Raw genomic sequence first — 17,746 nt, 5'->3', positions numbered from 1 at the left:
CAGCAGCGCCTGGATTTCAGAACGGGACCAGTCGTGACGCGTGATCAAGGCGAGTTCAGCAGGGTTCGACACCACCAAAGCGGCGCTGGCGGCCCTGGTAGTCGAGCAGGGCATCCAGCAGGGCTGCCTGATTGAAATCGGGCCAGAGCACATCGGTGATGTGGATTTCGGCGTAGGCGAGCTGCCAAAGCAGGAAATTGCTGATGCGCCTCTCGCCACTGGTGCGGATCAACAGATCCGGATCGCACTCACCAGCGGTGTGCAGCTCGGCGGCAAGCTGCTGCTCATCGATTGCGGCAGGATCTAGTTCCCCAGCCACGCAGCGCCGCGCCAGCCGCTGGGCAGCCCGCACCAGCTCGGCTCGGCCGCCGTAGTTGGTGCAAACGTTGAAGTGAATGCCCGTATTAGCTGCCGTGCGCTCGGTGGCATCAGCAATCAGGCGCCGCAGACCCTCCGGCAGGGGCTCAAGATCGCCAAGGAAGCGAATCCGCACCTGCTCCTGCTCCAGGGATTGAAGCTCGCGGGCCAGCACCCGCTCAAACAGGGCCATCAGAAAGCCCACCTCCTCGCAAGGGCGGCTCCAGTTTTCGGTGGAAAAGGCGTAGGCGGTGAGGGCGCCGATGCCCCAGTCGCTGCAGAGCCGCAAGGTGCGCTTAAGGGCCTCAACCCCCTCCCGGTGACCCATCACCCGGGGCAGGTTGCGCTGCTTTGCCCAGCGGCCATTGCCGTCCATGATCACGGCCACATGGACCGGTAGGCGCGCGGGATCTAGGCCAACCGGAACGGGCTGGGAGGCTTTCGCAGTGGTGGTCGCCAGGGCGCGACTCATCCGCGTGATTCCGGCGTGTCCTTCGCCACGCTACGCCCAACAGGCAAGGCCAGGGCCTGGCTGAGCAGGTCGTGCAGACGGCTACTGGTAATTGGCCGCTCCAGGCGGCCCTGACTCGCCAGCGACAGGGTGCCGGTTTCCTCCGACACAACGATCGCCAGGCACTGATCGAAGCGCTCGGTCAGCCCTAGAGCCGCCAGATGGCGGGTGCCATAGCGGTTGATGCCCTGACGGGATAGGGGCAGGATCACACCTGCAGCGACGATGCGGTTGGCCTTCACCAGCACGGCACCGTCGTGCAGCGGCGTGTCAGCTGCGAAGAGGTTGAGCAGCAAATCCACCGACAGCTTGGCGTCGAGGCCAATGCCGGGATTCAAGAAGTCTTCGGGACGCAGGTCGCTGCCCAGATCCACCACGATCAAGCCACCCCGTCGGGCCTGGGAAAGACGGCCGGCAGCCTCACTCAGAACCGCCACCGATCCCGACCCCAGTTGATCTTGGCTGCGGCTGCCAAACAAAACTCCGATGCGGCCGGTGCCAAGCAGCTCCATCAGCCTGCGCAGCTCCCCCTGCCAGAGAATCGCCAGGGCGAGGCTGCAGGCCAGCACCAGTGCATCAACAAGCTTGCTGGTGAGCGGCAGGTTGGCGTAGCGCTGCACCACCCAGGCCAGGGCCACCAGCAACAAATAGCCCCTTAACAGCCAGAGGGTGCGGGCTTCGGTGACCCGGCCGAGCACAAGCACGCCCAAGCCGAAGGCAAATAGCAGATCAAGGAGCAAGCGCAAATCGATCAGCCGTAGCAACTCACCCAGTTGCGGCCCGATCACGCGTACTCCAGTCGACTAACTCACCTTACCGATCGCAACCGAGTTGGCAAAACGTCGTAGCGCAGTAGGTCTTCCGGCTGCTCGCGGCGCTGCACCAAATCAGCGACCCCGTCGTGGACCAGCACCGCCGCTGGCCGAGGGATGCGGTTGTAGTTGGAGCTCATCGAGGCGTTGTATGCGCCGGTGGCAAACACAGCCAACACATCGCCACTGCCAGCTGGCGGCAGGGCCAGATCCTTAAGCAGCACGTCGCCAGATTCGCAGTGCTTACCAGCAACGGTGACGGTTTCGGTGGCCTCGGCCGTGGGGCGATCGGCCAACACCGCCGTGTATTGAGACTGGTAGGTGATCGGCCGGGGGTTGTCGCTCATGCCGCCGTCCACCGAGAGGTAGGTGCGGATGCCGGGGATGTCCTTGCGGCTGCCCACCTCGTAGAGGGTGACCCCGCCGCTGGCCACCAGGGAACGCCCCGGTTCACAGAGCAGGCGGGGCAACTCCAGCCCCCGCTCCTGACAGGCCGCCGCCACCGCCTCGGCCACGGTGCGCACCCACTCACTGATGCTCGGCGGATCGTCGCTGGTGGTGTAGCGAATACCCAGGCCACCGCCCACGTTGAGATCAACCACCGGGTGACCCAGGGAGCGGGCCAAGGCCAGGGCATCGGCCATCACGCCAGCTAGGTCGCGATGGGGCTGGAGCTCGAAAATCTGGGAGCCGATATGGGCGTGCAGTCCGGTGAGCTGGGCCCAGGAACAGGTCGCCAGGTGCTGCAGAACCGCTTCGAGCTGGTCGGGATCAAAACCAAACTTGCTGTCGAGGTGGCCGGTGCGGATGTACTCATGGGTGTGGCACTCAATACCCGGCGTAAACCGCAGCATCAGCTGCACCGGTCGCTGCAAGTCAGGGGCAAGGGCAGCCAGCAGCTCAAGATCGCGCCAATTGTCAGCCACCACCGTGACGCCCTGCTCAGCTGCGAGGGCCAGCTCTTCGCGGCTCTTGTTGTTGCCGTGCAGCACGATGCGTTCCGCCGGCATGCCCCCCTGCAGGGCGGTGAGCAACTCGCCAGCAGAAACCGCATCAAGCCCCAGGCCTTCGGATGCCACCAGGGCAGTTATGGCCAAAGAGCTATTGGCCTTGGAGGCGTAGATGGCTAAGGACTGCCCTGGGTAGTGCTCGGCGAGGGCTTCCCGGTACGCCCGGCAGGTGCCCCGCAAAGTGGCTTCATCGAGCACATATAAAGGTGTGCCGTAATCGCGGGCCAGGTCGCTCAGCAGGCAGCCACCAACCACCAGGCGCCCCTCACTGTCGAGGGCAGTGGTGAGGGGGGTGAGATTGCGATTAGGACTATGGGGATCCCTATCGCGTTCAAAGGGATTCAGCAGCGCAACGGGCTCATGGGAGGTCAGCATGACTGTGGCCGCGCGGGTCAAGTGAGCATGAATGTAAGGAACTACTTGGCGGCGCTGCACCTGACAGCCCTGGCTCCTGAGCACCTGGAGGCCTGCTTAAACCTCGACCAGGCCAGCCTCGGCGGCCTGTGGAACCGCGCCCAGTGGCAGAGCGAGCTGGCGGAGCAGCGGCGCCCCGGGGTGGGTCTTTGGCAAGGGCAGCAGCTAATGGCCTTGGCTAGCGGTTGGCTGGTGGTAGATGAACTGCACATCACCGTGGTGGCGGTGGATCCCGAGCAGCGGCGCCGGAGCTTAGGCCAGCAGGTGCTGAAGGCCCTGCTGCTGGAGGCCGGGCAGCAGGGAGCCATGCACGCCACCTTGGAAGTAAGCCCGGCAAACACTGCGGCAGTGGCCCTATACCGACGACTGGGCTTCCGTGATGCAGGAGTGCGTCGCGGTTACTACCGCAATGGCGAAGACGCCCTGATCCAATGGCTGCGGTTATCTGACATGAATGATGCGTAGCCATGGTGTGGATAACCGGCTTTTCTTATTGCTAATGACCGGCAATTCAGCAATTTGCATTATTGCCTTCGAACGCCTTAGAGCCAGCCACCGCAGGGGATCTGCCTTTGATGCGGCGTAAACCACACCTCACCTGTTAACCCTGGTAGCTTGGAAGCACTTGTACCAGGCCTAGGCCCATGTTCGAGCGGTTTACCGAGAAAGCCATCAAGGTGATCATGCTGGCCCAAGAGGAGGCCCGCCGCCTTGGCCACAACTTTGTGGGCACCGAACAGATCTTGCTTGGCCTGATCGGTGAGGGCACTGGCGTTGCCGCCAAGGTGCTCAAGTCGATGGGGGTAAACCTGAAAGATGCCCGCGTTGAGGTTGAAAAAATCATCGGCAGAGGCTCCGGCTTCGTCGCCGTGGAGATCCCTTTCACTCCTCGCGCCAAGCGAGTGCTTGAACTCTCCCTAGAAGAAGCTCGCCAGCTTGGTCACAACTACATCGGCACCGAGCACCTGCTGCTTGGCTTGATCCGTGAGGGTGAGGGTGTAGCTGCTCGGGTCCTGGAAAACCTTGGAGTTGACCTAGCCAAGGTGCGCACCCAGGTGATCCGCATGCTGGGCGAAACAGCCGAAGTCGCCGCCGGTGGCGGCAGCGGCAAGGGCTCCACAAAAACACCAACTCTCGACGAGTTCGGCAGCAACCTCACCCAGCAGGCCGCCGATGGCAAGCTCGATCCGGTGGTGGGTCGTCAGAACGAAATTGAGCGGGTAATTCAAATACTTGGTCGTCGCACTAAGAATAATCCGGTCCTAATTGGCGAACCAGGCGTAGGCAAAACAGCCATCGCAGAGGGCTTGGCTCAGCGGATCAATTCTGGTGATATTCCAGACATCCTCGAAGACAAGCGAGTACTCACCCTGGACATCGGCCTGCTGGTGGCAGGCACCAAATATCGGGGTGAATTTGAGGAACGCCTCAAAAAAATCATGGAGGAGATTCGCAGCGCCGGCAACGTGATCCTCGTGATCGATGAGGTGCATACCTTGATCGGCGCAGGTGCAGCAGAAGGTGCAATCGATGCCGCAAACATTCTCAAGCCTGCCCTCGCCCGGGGCGAACTTCAGTGCATCGGTGCCACCACCCTTGATGAGTACCGGAAACACATCGAGCGCGACGCGGCCTTGGAGCGTCGCTTCCAGCCGGTCATGGTGGGCGAGCCTTCCGTTATCGACACGATCGAAATTCTGCGCGGTCTCAAGGATCGCTACGAAGCTCACCATCGCCTCAAGATCGCCGATGAGGCCCTGATTGCGGCAGCCACCCTGGGCGACCGCTACATCTCTGATCGCTTCCTCCCAGACAAGGCAATCGACCTGGTTGATGAGGCCGGCAGCCGAGTGCGGCTGATGAATTCCAAGTTGCCGCCGGCGGCCAAGGAAGTCGATAAACAGCTGCGCGCTGTCCAGAAAGACAAAGAACAGGCCGTGCGCGAGCAAGACTTCACCAAGGCTGGTGAGTTGCGCGATAAGGAAGTAGAGCTGCGCGAGCAGATTCGCTCGATCCTGCAGACCCGCAAAGATGAAGAGCCAGCATCCGAGGCCGTGGCCGCTGAGGCCGGTAGTAGTGCACCCGTAGCGGTTTTTGAAGGCGCCGCCGAAGGCGGTCGCACGCCCATGGTTACGGAGGAGGACATCGCCCACATCGTTGCCTCCTGGACTGGTGTGCCTGTTCAAAAGCTCACTGAAAGCGAGACAGCCAAGCTGCTGAACATGGAGGAGACCCTCCACCAGCGTTTGATTGGCCAAGACGAAGCCGTTAAGGCCGTGTCCCGTGCCATCCGCCGGGCCCGAGTGGGGCTGAAAAATCCCAACCGCCCGATTGCCAGCTTCATCTTCTCCGGCCCCACCGGTGTTGGTAAAACCGAGCTCACCAAGTCGTTGGCGGCTTACTTCTTCGGCAGCGAAGAAGCCATGATCCGGCTTGACATGTCCGAATTCATGGAGCGCCACACGGTCAGCAAGCTGATCGGCTCCCCTCCCGGCTACGTGGGCTTCAATGAAGGTGGCCAGCTAACCGAGGCTGTGCGCCGTCGTCCCTACACCGTGGTGCTATTCGACGAGATCGAAAAAGCTCACCCTGATGTGTTCAACCTGCTGCTGCAGTTGCTCGAAGACGGTCGCCTGACCGATTCCAAGGGCCGCACGGTGGACTTTAAGAACACCCTCATAATCATGACCTCGAACATTGGTTCGAAGGTGATTGAAAAGGGCGGCGGCGGCCTTGGCTTTGAGTTCGGCGGTGGTGACGCGGATGAAACCAACTACAACCGCATTCGCTCGCTAGTTAATGAGGAGCTGAAGCAATACTTCCGCCCCGAATTCCTCAACCGCCTCGACGAAATCATTGTCTTCCGTCAGCTCAACCGCGAGGAAGTCAAAGACATTGCCGAGATCATGCTCAAAGAAGTGTTCGGCAGGATGTTGGAGAAGGGTATTTCCCTATCCGTTACTGAAGCCTTTAAGGAACGGCTGGTCGAGGAGGGCTACAACCCCTCCTACGGCGCCCGTCCCCTACGCAGAGCAGTGATGCGGCTGCTTGAAGATTCGCTGGCTGAGGAATTCCTCACCGGACGGATTGGCGATGGCGACTCCGCCCTGGTGGATGTCAATGAGGACAAGCAGGTATTTATCCGCAAGCAGGCAGCCCTGCCGGCCGAGCCGGAATTGGCTGCGGCTGGAGTTTGAGGGGATTCGGGTCTACCCCGTACCATCACTTGGGGATGAAAGCAGCAGCGGGATGAGCAACTCCCTGAGCCAACACGCCATCGCACCTGCTGAGGTGTTGAGGGGCCCTGGAGCTTGGCTCCAGGGCATACCGCGGCTAGCGGACCTGGGCCAGCGCCCCCTGGTGCTAGGTCGCAGCGCCGTAACAGCCCAGCTGAGGCAGCAACTGGTTGCCGACCTACACCAGGCTGGGCTCCAGCCCCACTGCGCCGAGTTGCAGTTCGACTGCTGCGAAGAAGACCTGAAAAAGGTCTCTGCGATTTGTCAAAAGCAAGGCTGCGATTCAGTTGTGGCCATTGGTGGCGGCAAGGTGCTCGATGCCGGCAAGTTGCTGGCCCACCGGCTGAGTCTGGCCTGCATCACCGTGCCCACCAGTGCGGCCACCTGCGCGGGCTGGACTGCCCTGGCAAACATCTATTCAGTTGAAGGTGCCTTTCTGGGCGATGTGGCCCTGGCCCGCTGCCCAGATCTGTTGATCTTTGACCACGACCTGGTCCGCCAAGCCCCAGCCCGCACCATGGCAAGCGGCATCGCCGACGCCATGGCCAAGTGGTACGAGTCGTCGGTGAGTAGTGGCGCCAGCGGCGATGGCCTGGTGCAGCAAGCGGTTCAGATGGCCCGGGTGCTGCGCGACCAACTCATGCTGGAAGCTGAATTTGCCCTCCAGGATCCCCACGGCGCCGCCTGGGAGCGGGTGGCTGAAGCCTGCGGGCTCAGCGCTGGCTTGATCGGCGGTATTGGTGGAGCCCGCTGCCGCACCGTGGCTGCCCATGCCGTTCACAACGGCCTCACCCAACTGGAGGCCAGCCATGGCCGCCTACATGGCGAGAAGGTGGGCTTCGGGATCCTGGTGCAGCTGCGGCTGGAGGAGGTGCTCGGCGGCAACCAGCTCGCCGGCCAATCCCGGCGCCAGCTGCTGCCCCTGTTCCGCAAGCTCGGCCTGCCGGTGAGCCTGGAGGAGCTTGGTCTGGCTGAGGCAGGCCTGCACCAGCTGCAGCAGGCCTGCGCCTTTGCCTGCCGCGATGATTCCGATCTGCACCACCTGCCCTTTGCCGTAGGGCCCAACGACCTACTGGCCGCCCTGGTGAGCACCTGCAGCAGCGAGCGCCAGCCCGCGTGAACAGGGAGCCCACAGCCCAGCAATCCCTAGTGGCGGCAGCGGCCAGCAGCCTGCTGGATCCCCAGGGCAGGGCCCTAGCAGCGCAGGTGCAGTGGTGGCCCCTGCCTGAACTCAGCGAGGAGGGGCCCTGGCCTGTGGCCGTGCTGGGCGAAGGGCCACCGGTGTTGCTGCTGCATGGCTTTGATAGTTCCTTCCTGGAATTCCGGCGTCTGGCCCCCCTGCTGGCCAGCGGCGTGCAGCTATTCATCCCCGACCTTTACGGCTTTGGCTTCTGCCCAAGGCCCACCGGCGGCGATTACAGCCCCAGTGGCGTGCTGCGCCACTTGGAGGTTTTGGCGGGGGAAATTGGCAGCCGCAATTCCGCCCCCCTCGGCCTGATCGGCGCCTCGATGGGTGGCTCGGTGGCGGTGGAGCTAGCCCGACGCCTGCCCGAGCAGGTGAATCGGCTACTGCTGCTGGCTCCCGCCGGCCTAACTGGCCGTCCCATGCCCCTGCCGCCCCTGCTCGATGGCCTAGGGGTGCGCTTTCTGGCCCTGCCAGGGGTGCGCCGGGGCCTTTGCCGCACCGCCTTCGCCGATCCGGACGCCGCCGTGGGAGCTGCCGAACTGGAGATCGCATCGCTGCACCTGCAAAGCCCTGGCTGGGCTGATGCCCTGCGGCGCTTTGCCCGCTCCGGTGGCTTCGCCGGCGGCGGCGCCCCCCTGCCCAACCAACCAATCACGGTGCTGTGGGGAGCCAATGACCGCATCCTGCGGGCACCCCAGAAGCGGGCGGCCCTGGCCCTGTTAGGAGAACGGGTGCGTGAGCTGGATGCCTGCGGCCATTTACCGCACCTCGACCAGACCGCCACCGTCGCCTCCACCTGGCTCGGCGCCCCTTCCCAGCAATGAGCAGCAGCGACGACAAACCAGGCGGGCCGGTGATGCAGCTGCTGGCCAGCGGCCTGCAGCTCTGGGTGCGCCAGCAGTGCCAGTCCATCGGCAGTCTCGATATCCAGCTGCAAGGAACTGGCCTGCAACTACTGCGCGGTCGCCTGGCCGGCGTGCAACTGCTGGCCCGCCGGGTGATCTACAAAGACCTCCACTTCGAGCTGGTGGAGCTAAACAGCGGCCCCATCCAGGTGCACAGCGGCAACCTGCTCAAGGGCCAACCGCTGCAGCTGGAGCGGGCCTTCGAGATCCACGGCCAGGTAAGCCTCACCGCCGACGGCCTCACCCGCTCCCTCAGCGCCCCCCAGTGGCGCGCTTTAGGCGATGGCCTAGGCGAAGCCCTGCTTGGCATCGTGCCCCTGGTGGAACTGCGCATGTGCCGCGACAGCCTGGTGTTTGCAGCCCGGGCCCTCGGCACTCCAGACCTGGTCGAGCTGGCCACCACCGTTGTGGCAGCCAGGGGCAGCATCGAAATCAACTCCGTAGTCGGCAACGTCAGCAGCAGGCTGCCGATGGATCCCAGCATCCACATCAGTGATGCCCGCATAGAAGCAGGCATGGTGCAGCTGATTGGCACAGCCCAGGTGAGCCCTTAGCCCTGCACTAGCCCTGCAAAAGCGGTAATACCAGGGTTACCAGCGAGTAAACCACAGCCGGCACAAACAGATAGCTGTCGATTCGATCCAGGATCCCGCCATGGCCAGGGATGGCATCACCGGAATCCTTTAGGCCTGCATCGCGCTTCATCATCGATTCGGTGAGATCACCCACCAGGGCAAACAGGGCCACCACCGCACCGAGCACCGCACCGATCAGCCAGCCCCAGCTCCAGCCGATCAAGGTGCCGCCGAAAGCACCCACCGCCACAGCACAGGCCACCCCGCCCAGGGCACCCTCCACCGTTTTGCCAGGGGAGATTGGCGAAAGCGGATGGCGCCCCAGCCGGCGGCCGATCACGTAGGAGCCGATGTCGGTAGCAACGATCAGGAAGCAGGCCAGCAGGGTGAGGGCGAGCCCGGCGCTGGCGGGCCAGGGCTGGCCGGCCAGGTTGGGCGCCAGAGCATCGCCGGCCAGGTCGCGCAGACGTATCCAGTAGCTGGGCAGAAAACCCAGGTAAAACAGCCCGAAAATTGAAGCGGCGATGTCGGCGATGGTGCCGGTGACCGGCTGCAACAGCAGCCAGCCGCAGATCACCGCCCCAGAGGCCGGCAGCACCGCTGCGGCCACATCGCCGGCAAACCAACCGCCACCCAGTAAGCCACTGCCACTGGCCAGCTGGGTGGTGACCAGCAGCAGCTGCACCGCCACCAGGGTGGTTTTGGTGGCGGGCCGGATCCCCTTGAACTGGGCCATCCGGAAGAACTCCAGCAGCCCCAAGTGCACGATCACCCCTACGGCCACCGTGAACCACCAGCCCCCAAGCATCACCACCACGAAGCCAAAGCCCCCAGCCAGCCAGCCGCTCAGCAGCCGGGGCAGGGAGGTGGCGGTGCGGGGTTTAGCTGGCTGGGTAGGGGGTATCAACACGCGGCGATCAGGAGGGCTCAGAGCTAGCTGGGCGCTCGGCAGCAATCAAAAACAGTGGTTCGGCCGCAGCCAATTTGGCCTGGCTGCCGCGCCGTTGCATGCGATGCACGGTGGCCTGCACCACCTGCACATCGCGGGCCGCCAGCTGGCCCAGGGTATCGGTGGCATCCACCAAGCCCTCCAGGCTGGCGGTGCTAATCACCAAACGCCCGCGGGGCACCAGCGCTTCCCATACCGCCAGCAGCACATCACCCAAGGGCCGTCCCACCTCCAGCAGCACCCGATCTGGGTGGGCGGGCAGCTGGTCCAGATCATCTGGCGCAGCGCCAGCGTGAATGTGCAGGTTGGTGATGCCAAAGCGGCGTCGGTTTTGCTCCAACAACTCGATGGCATCGGGGTCGCGCTCAAGGGTATGCACCGCACCCCTGGGCATCAGCCGGGCGATTTCCAGGGCCAGGGCACCGGTGCCGCCGCCCACATCCCACACCAGGGAATCGGCGCGGGGGCGCAGATGGGCCAGCAGCATCACCCTCAGCTCCATGGGGGTGGGGCTGAAGCCCGGAGCGTCTTCAAAGGCACTATCAGGCAGCCCAGGGGTGACGAAATCCCACTGGTAGGTCGGCTGCTGGGAAGCTTGGCCTAGATCGGCCGCGGCATTGGAATCCATCGGCCTCCTATCCGGCCACAACCCTCACCGTATCAGCGATCTGGCCTGGCCAAAGGTGCTGCTGCTGTCGCAGCCAGGTAGCCCTAGCCAGATCGATCCGCTCGCCGGGCACCAGCAGGGGAATACCCGGCGGATAGGGACACAGGGGTTCGGCGGCGATCCGTCCAGCTGCCGCCGCCAAAGCCACGACTTCCGCCGGAGCGCGCCAGGCCTCGGCCAAGGGCAGCTCCGGCTCCGCTACCAGCGGCAGCGGTGGCGCGCTGAAGGGTGGCAGGGGTGGTCCCCCCAGGGCACGCCGCAGGCGCAACAGCTGGTGGGGCAGGCGCCAAAGCAGCCCAGGGGGCGGCGCCATACCCAAGCAAAAAGTGAGCGCCCCCGGTTCCGGCAGCTCGGCGATCACACCCCGCTGCAGCAACCAGGCATCGGCCTCCAGCCCATTGATTCCCATGGCAGCGGTGTGCAGCACCAACCGCAGCGGGTCGTCATTTGCAACCAGGGGCAAGCCCAGCGCACGGCAGCGGCGCTGCAGGCGCTCGCCGCAGCGCCCTGCCGCTTGCCAGCGGCGCCGGCCCGCCGAGCTGGTGAGGTCGTCGAGGGCAGCTTCTGCGGAGGCCAGCAGCAGGGCGCTGGGGCTGGAGGTCTGCAGCCAGAGCAGGGCCCGGGCCACGGCATCGCGATCAGCCCTGCCGCCCTGCAGCAGCAGGGCGGCGCTCTGGGCCAAACCGCCGCCAGCCTTCTGGCCCGAGAGCACCACCAGGTCGGCCCCGGCCGCCAAGGCCTCGCCGCGGCCGTGGGCTTGATCGACCAGCACGGGTAGCCCACGGCCGTGGGCCAATGCCACCAGGGCCGGTAGCTCGGCGCGCTGGCCCTGGTAGCTCGGCGACACCAGCACCAGGGCCGCCAGGGGACCGTTTTGCGCTGCTGCTGCAAGCACCAGCTCGAGATGGGCAGAACTTGGTGGCAGCCACAGACCGCTGGCCGTATCGAAGGGCAGGTCAAACAGCACTGGCCGCAGCTGGCCCAGCACGCAGCCGTGCAGCAGGGAGCGGTGCAGGTTGCGGGGCAGCAGCACCCGGCTGCCAGGGGGAGCCAGGGCTAGCAGGGCTGCCTGCAGCATGCCACTGGCACCATTAACACCAAACCAGAGCGCCTCCGCTCCAAGCTGGGAGGCACAACGCCGCTGAGCATCAGCGACGGAGCCGGTATCGATCAGGGGACCACCCTGCTCCGGCAGCTCCGGCAGATCCCAACTGCCCGGCCGCTGGCGCAGCAGGCGCCGCAGGGCAGGAGACAGACCCCGACCACGGCCGTGGGCCGGCAGATGCAGCGGCAGGCCCATGAAAAGAGGGATGGCGTTCATAGAGTCTGCTCAACTAGCCGCTGCCGTGCCTTGACCTACGCCGAAGCTGCCAGCGAGCTGGGTTACGACCCAGGCAGAGACCTCCGCTGGTTGCTGTTGCGTCCCTGGGTGCTGATAGCCCGGCTGCTCGTGGTGATCTGGCAGCTGTCCAGCCTGGCCCTGGTGTTGGTGGTGCAGGGGAACAGCAGCAATGCCCAGGTGCAGCAACGGCTGGGAAGGCGAATTCTGACCACGCTCACGGACCTGGGCCCCTGCTTCATCAAGGTGGGCCAAGCCCTTTCCACCCGGCCCGATCTGGTGCGGCGCGACTGGCTCGAACAGCTCACCCAGCTGCAGGACAACCTGCCCGCCTATCCCCATGGGATTGCGCTAGCAACCATTGAGCAGGAATTGGGCGCCCCGGCCGACCAGCTATTTGAGGTATTCCCCGACTACCCCGTAGCAGCAGCCAGCCTGGGCCAGGTATACAAAGCGCAGCTCGCTGATGGCCACTGGGTGGCCGTCAAGGTGCAACGCCCCAATCTGCCCACCATTCTGCGGCGGGATCTAGTGATCATCCGCCTGTTGGCTGTGCTGAGTGCGCCGCTGCTGCCACTCAACCTGGGCTTTGGCCTCGGCGACATCATCGATGAATTCGGCTCAACTTTGTTCGAGGAGATTGATTACCGGCTCGAGGCCAATAACGCTGAACGATTTGCCGATCTATTCGCCCGCCAACCAGAGGTGACCGTGCCGCGGGTGGAGCGACTGCTATCCAGCCAGCGGGTGCTCACCACCCAGTGGATCAATGGCACCAAGTTGCAGGAACGCCAGGCGCTGGAGGCTCGCAACCTGGACCCCTCGGCCCTGATCCGCACTGGCGTGATCGCCGGGCTGCAGCAACTGCTCGAATTTGGCTATTTCCACGCTGATCCCCACCCCGGCAACCTGTTTGCGCTTTCCGGCAAAACCGGCCCCCTGGGCCATGTGGCCTATGTGGATTTCGGCATGATGGATTCGATCAGCGACAGCGATCGCCTCACCCTCACCGGCGCCGTTGTTCACCTGATCAATCGGGATTTCACCGCCCTCGCGGCTGATTTCGTCAGCCTGGGTTTCCTCAATCCCCGGGCCGATCTCAAGCCAATCATTCCTGCCCTTGAGGAGGTGCTTGGTGGCGCCCTAGGCGACAACGTGGGCTCCTTCAACTTCAAAGCCATCACCGATCGCTTTTCGGAGCTGATGTATGCCTATCCCTTTCGTGTGCCGGCTCGCTTCGCCCTGATCATTAGGGCGGTGGTGAGCCAGGAGGGCCTGGCCCTGCGGCTTGATCCCAGCTTCAAGATCATCAGGGTTGCCTATCCATACGTGGCCCGGCGCCTGCTGGCAGGCGAAACCAGTGAGATGCGCGATAAACTACTTGAGGTGCTCTTTGATCGACAAGGGCGCCTGCAGCTTGAACGACTAGAAAATCTATTGGCGGTTGTGGAGAACGATTCCACTAGTCCCGATTTGCTTCCAGTTGCGGGAGCTGGCCTGAAGCTGCTTCTAGGCCCAGAGGGCGGCAGCCTGAGGCAACGGCTCCTGCTTACTCTGGTTCAGGGCGATCGCCTGCACACAGACGATTTGCGAGCCCTGATGGGCCTGATGGGACGTACTTTTTCACCTCGCAAGTTGGTGAGCGGCATGCTGGCAAAGCTCACACTGCAACCCGCTTAAATTATAGACAGGCTTAAACAATGGCCTTAAACAATAGGCTTAAACAATAAATAGCTCAACCAACCTGGGGGATCGTCATCCAGCAGAAGGTAATTGCAGCACCACCCACCAGAACCACCACTAGGGGCCAGGTATCATCAAGGCGATTTAGATGCAGCAATAACGCTTGTTTCTCGGCGGGATCTTCAATCGATTCCATCACGGCATAGCGTCGTCCAATCCATAGAACCAATACAAAAGCTGCCAGCGTGACTACGTAAGCAACGACGTACACTTGATCAAGGAAGGTAAGAAAGGGCAAATCAGGCAACTTGTCACGATAGGTTTGCTGTAGGAAAACCAGGGTAAGGAGAACAGTGACCGGGATACTGGCACGAGCATCCTGCTCATCAGGGCGCACCTTAAATACCAACAACACCATGGCCATCAACACGGAGAGGGGCAACAACAATCTCCAGAAAGACGACCACGAAGAGGTGCCGTAGGAAATCTCAAAGAGGATTTGGCTGTAGTCGTTTTCTTCGCCACCAAGCCCAAAATTTGTAGCATAATGGTGCCGGTATTCCGCAATCGACCAGCCAGTATTTAGCCAGCCAATAATGCGAGCGTAGAGACCCATCCCGCTGTTGCGAATCTCTGGGACTAAGCGGAGATTTCGATAACTAAGTTGGCCGTCTATATCGTTAGCCTCAATCACAAGTGGCAGGCTTATGCTCATGAAAGGGTAGTGTCGAAAACTAGCCTTGTCTACATAATAACGACCCACATAGGTAAACAATTGGTAGTAACTACCATCCGCAAGCCGCGCGGGAACATTGCCCACCGGCCTAAGGCTTGAATCCTTGTCAGAAAGCAGGGTATTCAGAACAATAAACATACTCGAAATATCTCCACCACGAGCCTCCACATAGCGCTGCATAGGCTCCTCCCAGCGCAGCCAAACATAGCCACTACCAGAATAGGTTGGCACCGTTAGATCAAGCTCATAATTGCTAGTTGAATACACCCCTACTTCCACTTTGTATGGGGCTAGCTCAAACTCAGCCCGATCCACCCGTTCCTCCCCGGCGCTGAGCTGGTCTCCCCGCATGGCGCTCCATACACCAAGGGCAGGCTTCTCGCCGAGGGGCAAGGTAGTGAGAGCACGGGACGCGGAAGAGAGCCGCAAAGAGTCGCGGCTTAGCACTGGGCTCACATCAATGCGCCCGATCCCCAAAATTGCCAGGATGGCCGCCAGAACAACGGCAACCATCGCCAGCACGTTCCAAGGCCTTTGCCTGCGCTTACCCATGCCCAACCGCTGCAGTTTGCTGAAGTTAAGGCCGAAAGCCGGTTGGGGGCGAGTAGGCACCGCAGTGGCGCTGGCCCTGACGCTGAGCCTGCCTGCCCTGGCATCAACAGAAATCGTGCTGGGGCAGTCGGCGGCCCTCAGCGGCCCCTCCGGCATGCTCGGCAGCGAATACCGGGAAGGGGCTCTGGCCTATTTCGCCGAAGTGAATCGCCAAGGTGGCGTCCATGGCAAGCGACTGAAGCTGCTGAGCCTCGACGACCGCTACGACCCACCTCTCACCCTGCGCAACACCAAGCAGCTGGTTGAACGCGACAAGGTGTTTGCTTTATTTGGTTATGTGGGCACCCCCACCGTCAAGGCGGTGTTGCCCTTGGTTGAGACACAGAAAATTCCACTAATAGCTCCACTCACCGGCGCCCAGCTGCTACGCCAGCCCCATCGCCCCATGGTGTTCAACCTACGTACCAGCTACCACATGGAAATTGACCGGATGGTCGACTACCTGGTGCGCAGCGGCCGCCATCGCGTTGCGGTTGTCTTTCAAAACGATGCCTTTGGCAAAGACGGCCTCAAGGGATCTCTCAAGGCCTTGAGACGCCATGGCCTCAAGCCAGTGGCCACTGCCAGCGTTGAGCGCAACTCAAACCAAACCGGCGGGGCAGCCAGCATGGTGCAAAACGCCAATGCCAACGCGGTTTTGGTGATAGCGGCCTACCCGAGCTCGGCCTCCTTAAGCCGCGAGATGCGGCGGCGCGGCAGCACAGCCCAGCTGATGAACGTGTCGTTTGTAGGTACCAGCGCCCTGCGGGCCTCGCTGCAAAGCCATGAGGCCAGTGGCATTGGCGTGGCCCAGGTGGTGCCTTTCCCTTGGAACGAAAGGGTGCCAGTGGTGAAGGAATACCAGAAATTAATGCGCCGCCAGCAGGCCAAACCCCAATTCGGCTTCATCAGCCTCGAGGGCTTCCTTGCCGCCAAGATGACGGTGGAAGGCCTGCGTCGGGCCGGGCCGGCGCCAACCCGCCAACGCTTTGTGACCGCGCTTGAAACGATGCGCGATTTAGACCTTGGCGGCTACCGGGTGCAACTGGGTCCCCAGGACCACAACGGCAGCAGCTTCGTCGAACTCACCTTCCTGGGTTCCCAGCGCTGGGAACCCTGAGGGCCTAGGGTCTCGGCCACCAAGACCAGTCTCAGCAGATGGCCAGCCTGCCCCTCGACGCCATGGACAGCAGCGCCCTGCCGGACGGCTGGATGTACGCCGACCTCGATGCGAGCGACATCCTTCTGGAATATGCCCAGATCATCCAGCCCCCCTACCTAGTAGCTGGTGTGGGCCTGGCCATCGGCGTGCTCTGCGGGCTCACCTTCGCCAAATTGGTAGAAAACAAGCTGGAGGGCTGGAAACAGGATCGCCTGCCCCTGCTACCACTTGGCAGTTTTGCGGTCACCCTGCCTTACTTCGGCGTGGTGATCGGCATCACCCTTTTTATTGGCGGCAGCCTGCAGGTATTCGGTTTCTCGGCGGGGGTTGCCCTGCTGGTTTCTTTTGTGTTGTCGATTGCCACAGCTGGCGCCCTGTGGGTGCAGCTGGAACGGCTTATGGCTCAGGTAGAAGCAGGTACCTTCAGCGCAGTCGACTTCGACAACTTCGATCAGTTTTTCTAATTTTACTACTAAAAGAAGCCATCAGCCTGCCTGCAAAATAGGCGGCAAAACCAAGATAATCACCAAAAGATAGATTCATAGCTGCCATATCATCACTTGAATTGGTTCAAAATTCCCCAATCAAACCTAAATATTTCATCCAACCATCAGCCGGAGCAAAATTATGGCCAGCGAGCCTTCAAAGCAGACAAGCGCTGGACCCGCCGATATGCTGCGCGAGCGCCTAACCAGCGGCAGGGGGCGACTAGCGGTAATTGCTGCTACGACAGGCGTCTGGGGAATGGATCTTCTGCTGGTTAATCATCTGCGGCATCGCAGCTTGATTGCTCCAAATCTCAGCGATTTAGTACACAGCATCGACATCGTTGCCACAATTGCCTTCATCGCCGTAACAATCGGGCTAACGGTCAGCCTGTTTCGCGGCAAAAACCGCCATCTTTTCCGCTGGGCCCTGGCCTATCTGCTGTTTTCAATGCTTCAGGTAATAGCAAATGTGCTGTCCATGGTTGCCACTGCAGGCAGCCATCAAGGCGGTGGATTGGCAGGATTGTGGGATGTGGCAGCCGTCTATATGGAAAGCGTGCTCGTATTTATGTTTGTCTATATCTTTCTTGATGTCAGCACTCCAGGCGGTGCATTTATTTGGCCCAGCCGACAGGGAGAAGAACCACCCGAACCCCACATCATCGACTACCTGTTTATCTCGATGAACGTCAATTCCACCTACGGACCCACATCTGAAGCCGTTATGTCACGGAGAGCCAAGCTGGTTATGGCTCTCCAGGTTCTTCTTGCCATCGTGATGCTGACCGTACTGATTGCTCGCAGCGTCAGCTCCACCGGCTGAGTCAGCTCAAGCCACCAGATAACCCTCAAGCATGCGTGACTGGGCCCGTACGCCTTCGAGGGCTTTGCGCTCCAGGTTGCGAGTTTTGTCGCGGCTCATGCCCAATTGCTTAGCAATGGCACTGAGGCTCATCGGCTCCGAGCTCTCTTGCGGCTCCCCAGCCTCAATCCCATAACGCATCTTCAGCACCCGCCCCTGCAGCTCCGGCAGTTGCTCCAGCAGCGCTCGCAGGTCGCCCTTCAGGCACTCTCCATCCACCCGGTCTTCAGGCAGCTCCGCATCTCCTGCCAGCAGGTCCAGCA

General features: G+C 62.1%; 17 protein-coding genes. 9 read left to right on the top strand and 8 right to left on the bottom strand.

The genetic code is table 11. The features are described 5' to 3' along the window. Nucleotides 1-55 precede the first annotated feature (55 nt). The 3 genes from KBY85_RS04000 to lysA are packed head-to-tail and all read right to left on the bottom strand — an operon-like array spanning nt 56 to nt 3,065. Nucleotides 56-829: an isoprenyl transferase gene (locus KBY85_RS04000; protein WP_254960286.1), complete on the bottom strand. Its 774-nt coding sequence runs from the start codon at nt 827-829 to the stop codon at nt 56-58. Then, nucleotides 826-1,656 carry a diadenylate cyclase CdaA gene (cdaA, locus tag KBY85_RS03995; protein ID WP_106632743.1) on the bottom strand — a complete coding sequence of 277 codons (831 nt, stop codon included), beginning with the start codon at nt 1,654-1,656 and terminating at the stop codon, nt 826-828. The genes KBY85_RS04000 and cdaA overlap by 4 nt, the downstream gene beginning before the upstream one ends. 20 nt (nt 1,657-1,676) lie before the next feature. Beyond that, nucleotides 1,677-3,065 (bottom strand): diaminopimelate decarboxylase, encoded by a 1,389-nt coding sequence (gene lysA, locus KBY85_RS03990; protein ID WP_254960284.1) that lies wholly within the window; start codon nt 3,063-3,065, stop codon nt 1,677-1,679. 27 nt (nt 3,066-3,092) lie between these two features. On the opposite strand from lysA, the gene rimI reads away from it, so the two are divergent. The 5 genes from rimI (at nt 3,093) to KBY85_RS03965 (ending at nt 8,985) form a co-directional block, all read left to right on the top strand. Next, nucleotides 3,093-3,569 carry a ribosomal protein S18-alanine N-acetyltransferase gene (gene rimI, locus KBY85_RS03985; RefSeq protein WP_254960283.1) on the top strand — a complete coding sequence of 159 codons (477 nt, stop codon included), beginning with the start codon at nt 3,093-3,095 and terminating at the stop codon, nt 3,567-3,569. Between the two features lie 179 nt (nt 3,570-3,748). Continuing rightward, nucleotides 3,749-6,301, top strand: coding sequence for an ATP-dependent Clp protease ATP-binding subunit (locus KBY85_RS03980; RefSeq protein ID WP_254960282.1), 2,553 nt, complete (start codon nt 3,749-3,751; stop codon nt 6,299-6,301). A gap of 52 nt (nt 6,302-6,353) precedes the next feature. Further along, entirely contained in the window at nt 6,354-7,460 is a 1,107-nt protein-coding gene (locus KBY85_RS03975; protein WP_254960280.1) for an iron-containing alcohol dehydrogenase family protein, read from the top strand. Continuing rightward, nucleotides 7,457-8,350, top strand: a complete 894-nt coding sequence (locus KBY85_RS03970) for an alpha/beta fold hydrolase (RefSeq protein WP_254960279.1) — start codon at nt 7,457-7,459, stop codon at nt 8,348-8,350. Before KBY85_RS03975 ends, KBY85_RS03970 begins: the two co-directional genes overlap by 4 nt. Then, nucleotides 8,347-8,985 carry a DUF2993 domain-containing protein gene (locus tag KBY85_RS03965; protein WP_254960277.1) on the top strand — a complete coding sequence of 213 codons (639 nt, stop codon included), beginning with the start codon at nt 8,347-8,349 and terminating at the stop codon, nt 8,983-8,985. Before KBY85_RS03970 ends, KBY85_RS03965 begins: the two co-directional genes overlap by 4 nt. A gap of 7 nt (nt 8,986-8,992) precedes the next feature. Here the strand turns inward: KBY85_RS03965 and KBY85_RS03960 are convergent, their stop codons facing one another. The 3 genes from KBY85_RS03960 to KBY85_RS03950 are packed head-to-tail and all read right to left on the bottom strand — an operon-like array spanning nt 8,993 to nt 11,943. Continuing rightward, complete coding sequence (locus KBY85_RS03960; RefSeq protein ID WP_261347168.1) at nt 8,993-9,913, bottom strand: phosphatidate cytidylyltransferase; 921 nt, start codon at nt 9,911-9,913, stop codon at nt 8,993-8,995. A gap of 10 nt (nt 9,914-9,923) precedes the next feature. Then, on the bottom strand, nt 9,924-10,583 hold the full coding sequence (gene cbiT / locus KBY85_RS03955) for a precorrin-6Y C5,15-methyltransferase subunit CbiT (protein ID WP_254960276.1): 660 nt from the start codon (nt 10,581-10,583) through the stop codon (nt 9,924-9,926). Nucleotides 10,584-10,590: 7 nt separating this feature from the next. Then, nucleotides 10,591-11,943, bottom strand: coding sequence for a lysine decarboxylase (locus KBY85_RS03950; RefSeq protein WP_254960275.1), 1,353 nt, complete (start codon nt 11,941-11,943; stop codon nt 10,591-10,593). A gap of 57 nt (nt 11,944-12,000) precedes the next feature. Between KBY85_RS03950 and KBY85_RS03945 the strand changes: the two genes are divergently transcribed. After that, complete coding sequence (locus KBY85_RS03945; RefSeq protein WP_254960345.1) at nt 12,001-13,641, top strand: AarF/ABC1/UbiB kinase family protein; 1,641 nt, start codon at nt 12,001-12,003, stop codon at nt 13,639-13,641. Between the two features lie 55 nt (nt 13,642-13,696). Here KBY85_RS03945 and KBY85_RS03940 read toward each other — a convergent pair whose 3' ends face one another. Continuing rightward, nucleotides 13,697-14,932: a hypothetical protein gene (locus tag KBY85_RS03940; RefSeq protein ID WP_254960274.1), complete on the bottom strand. Its 1,236-nt coding sequence runs from the start codon at nt 14,930-14,932 to the stop codon at nt 13,697-13,699. On the opposite strand from KBY85_RS03940, the gene KBY85_RS03935 reads away from it, so the two are divergent. The 3 genes from KBY85_RS03935 (at nt 14,931) to KBY85_RS03925 (ending at nt 17,444) form a co-directional block, all read left to right on the top strand. Then, nucleotides 14,931-16,091 carry an ABC transporter substrate-binding protein gene (locus KBY85_RS03935; RefSeq protein WP_254960273.1) on the top strand — a complete coding sequence of 387 codons (1,161 nt, stop codon included), beginning with the start codon at nt 14,931-14,933 and terminating at the stop codon, nt 16,089-16,091. The genes KBY85_RS03940 and KBY85_RS03935 overlap by 2 nt on opposite strands. A 38-nt stretch (nt 16,092-16,129) precedes the next feature. Beyond that, the gene (locus tag KBY85_RS03930) at nt 16,130-16,597 is read left to right on the top strand and encodes a hypothetical protein (RefSeq protein ID WP_106632733.1); all 468 of its coding nucleotides are present in this window, start codon (nt 16,130-16,132) and stop codon (nt 16,595-16,597) included. 163 nt (nt 16,598-16,760) lie between these two features. Next, nucleotides 16,761-17,444, top strand: coding sequence for a hypothetical protein (locus KBY85_RS03925; RefSeq protein ID WP_254960272.1), 684 nt, complete (start codon nt 16,761-16,763; stop codon nt 17,442-17,444). A gap of 6 nt (nt 17,445-17,450) precedes the next feature. Here KBY85_RS03925 and KBY85_RS03920 read toward each other — a convergent pair. Beyond that, a partial coding sequence (locus KBY85_RS03920; protein ID WP_315859965.1) for a sigma factor-like helix-turn-helix DNA-binding protein occupies nt 17,451-17,746 on the bottom strand: 296 nt, incomplete at its 5' end.

The organism is Cyanobium sp. BA5m-10, assembly GCF_024346255.1.
Lineage (GTDB): Bacteria > Cyanobacteriota > Cyanobacteriia > PCC-6307 > Cyanobiaceae > Cyanobium_A > Cyanobium_A usitatum.
The sequence above is the reverse complement of the archived record's forward strand: the minus strand, read 5'-3'. Positions and strand labels throughout refer to the sequence as shown.

What these genes read in the sequence shown, in the direction of transcription:
- KBY85_RS03975 (WP_254960280.1), top strand. Translation starts at nt 6,354, where the DNA reads ATGAGCAACTCCCTGAGCCAACACGCCATCGCACCTGCTGAGGTGTTG.
- rimI (WP_254960283.1), top strand. Translation starts at nt 3,093, where the DNA reads ATGAATGTAAGGAACTACTTGGCGGCGCTGCACCTGACAGCCCTGGCT.
- KBY85_RS03935 (WP_254960273.1), top strand. Translation starts at nt 14,931, where the DNA reads ATGCCCAACCGCTGCAGTTTGCTGAAGTTAAGGCCGAAAGCCGGTTGG.
- KBY85_RS03980 (WP_254960282.1), top strand. Translation starts at nt 3,749, where the DNA reads ATGTTCGAGCGGTTTACCGAGAAAGCCATCAAGGTGATCATGCTGGCC.
- KBY85_RS03930 (WP_106632733.1), top strand. Translation starts at nt 16,130, where the DNA reads ATGGCCAGCCTGCCCCTCGACGCCATGGACAGCAGCGCCCTGCCGGAC.
- KBY85_RS03965 (WP_254960277.1), top strand. Translation starts at nt 8,347, where the DNA reads ATGAGCAGCAGCGACGACAAACCAGGCGGGCCGGTGATGCAGCTGCTG.
- KBY85_RS03950 (WP_254960275.1), bottom strand. Translation starts at nt 11,943, where the DNA reads ATGAACGCCATCCCTCTTTTCATGGGCCTGCCGCTGCATCTGCCGGCC.
- lysA (WP_254960284.1), bottom strand. Translation starts at nt 3,065, where the DNA reads ATGCTGACCTCCCATGAGCCCGTTGCGCTGCTGAATCCCTTTGAACGC.
- KBY85_RS04000 (WP_254960286.1), bottom strand. Translation starts at nt 829, where the DNA reads ATGAGTCGCGCCCTGGCGACCACCACTGCGAAAGCCTCCCAGCCCGTT.
- KBY85_RS03940 (WP_254960274.1), bottom strand. Translation starts at nt 14,932, where the DNA reads ATGGGTAAGCGCAGGCAAAGGCCTTGGAACGTGCTGGCGATGGTTGCC.
- cbiT (WP_254960276.1), bottom strand. Translation starts at nt 10,583, where the DNA reads ATGGATTCCAATGCCGCGGCCGATCTAGGCCAAGCTTCCCAGCAGCCG.
- KBY85_RS03925 (WP_254960272.1), top strand. Translation starts at nt 16,761, where the DNA reads ATGGCCAGCGAGCCTTCAAAGCAGACAAGCGCTGGACCCGCCGATATG.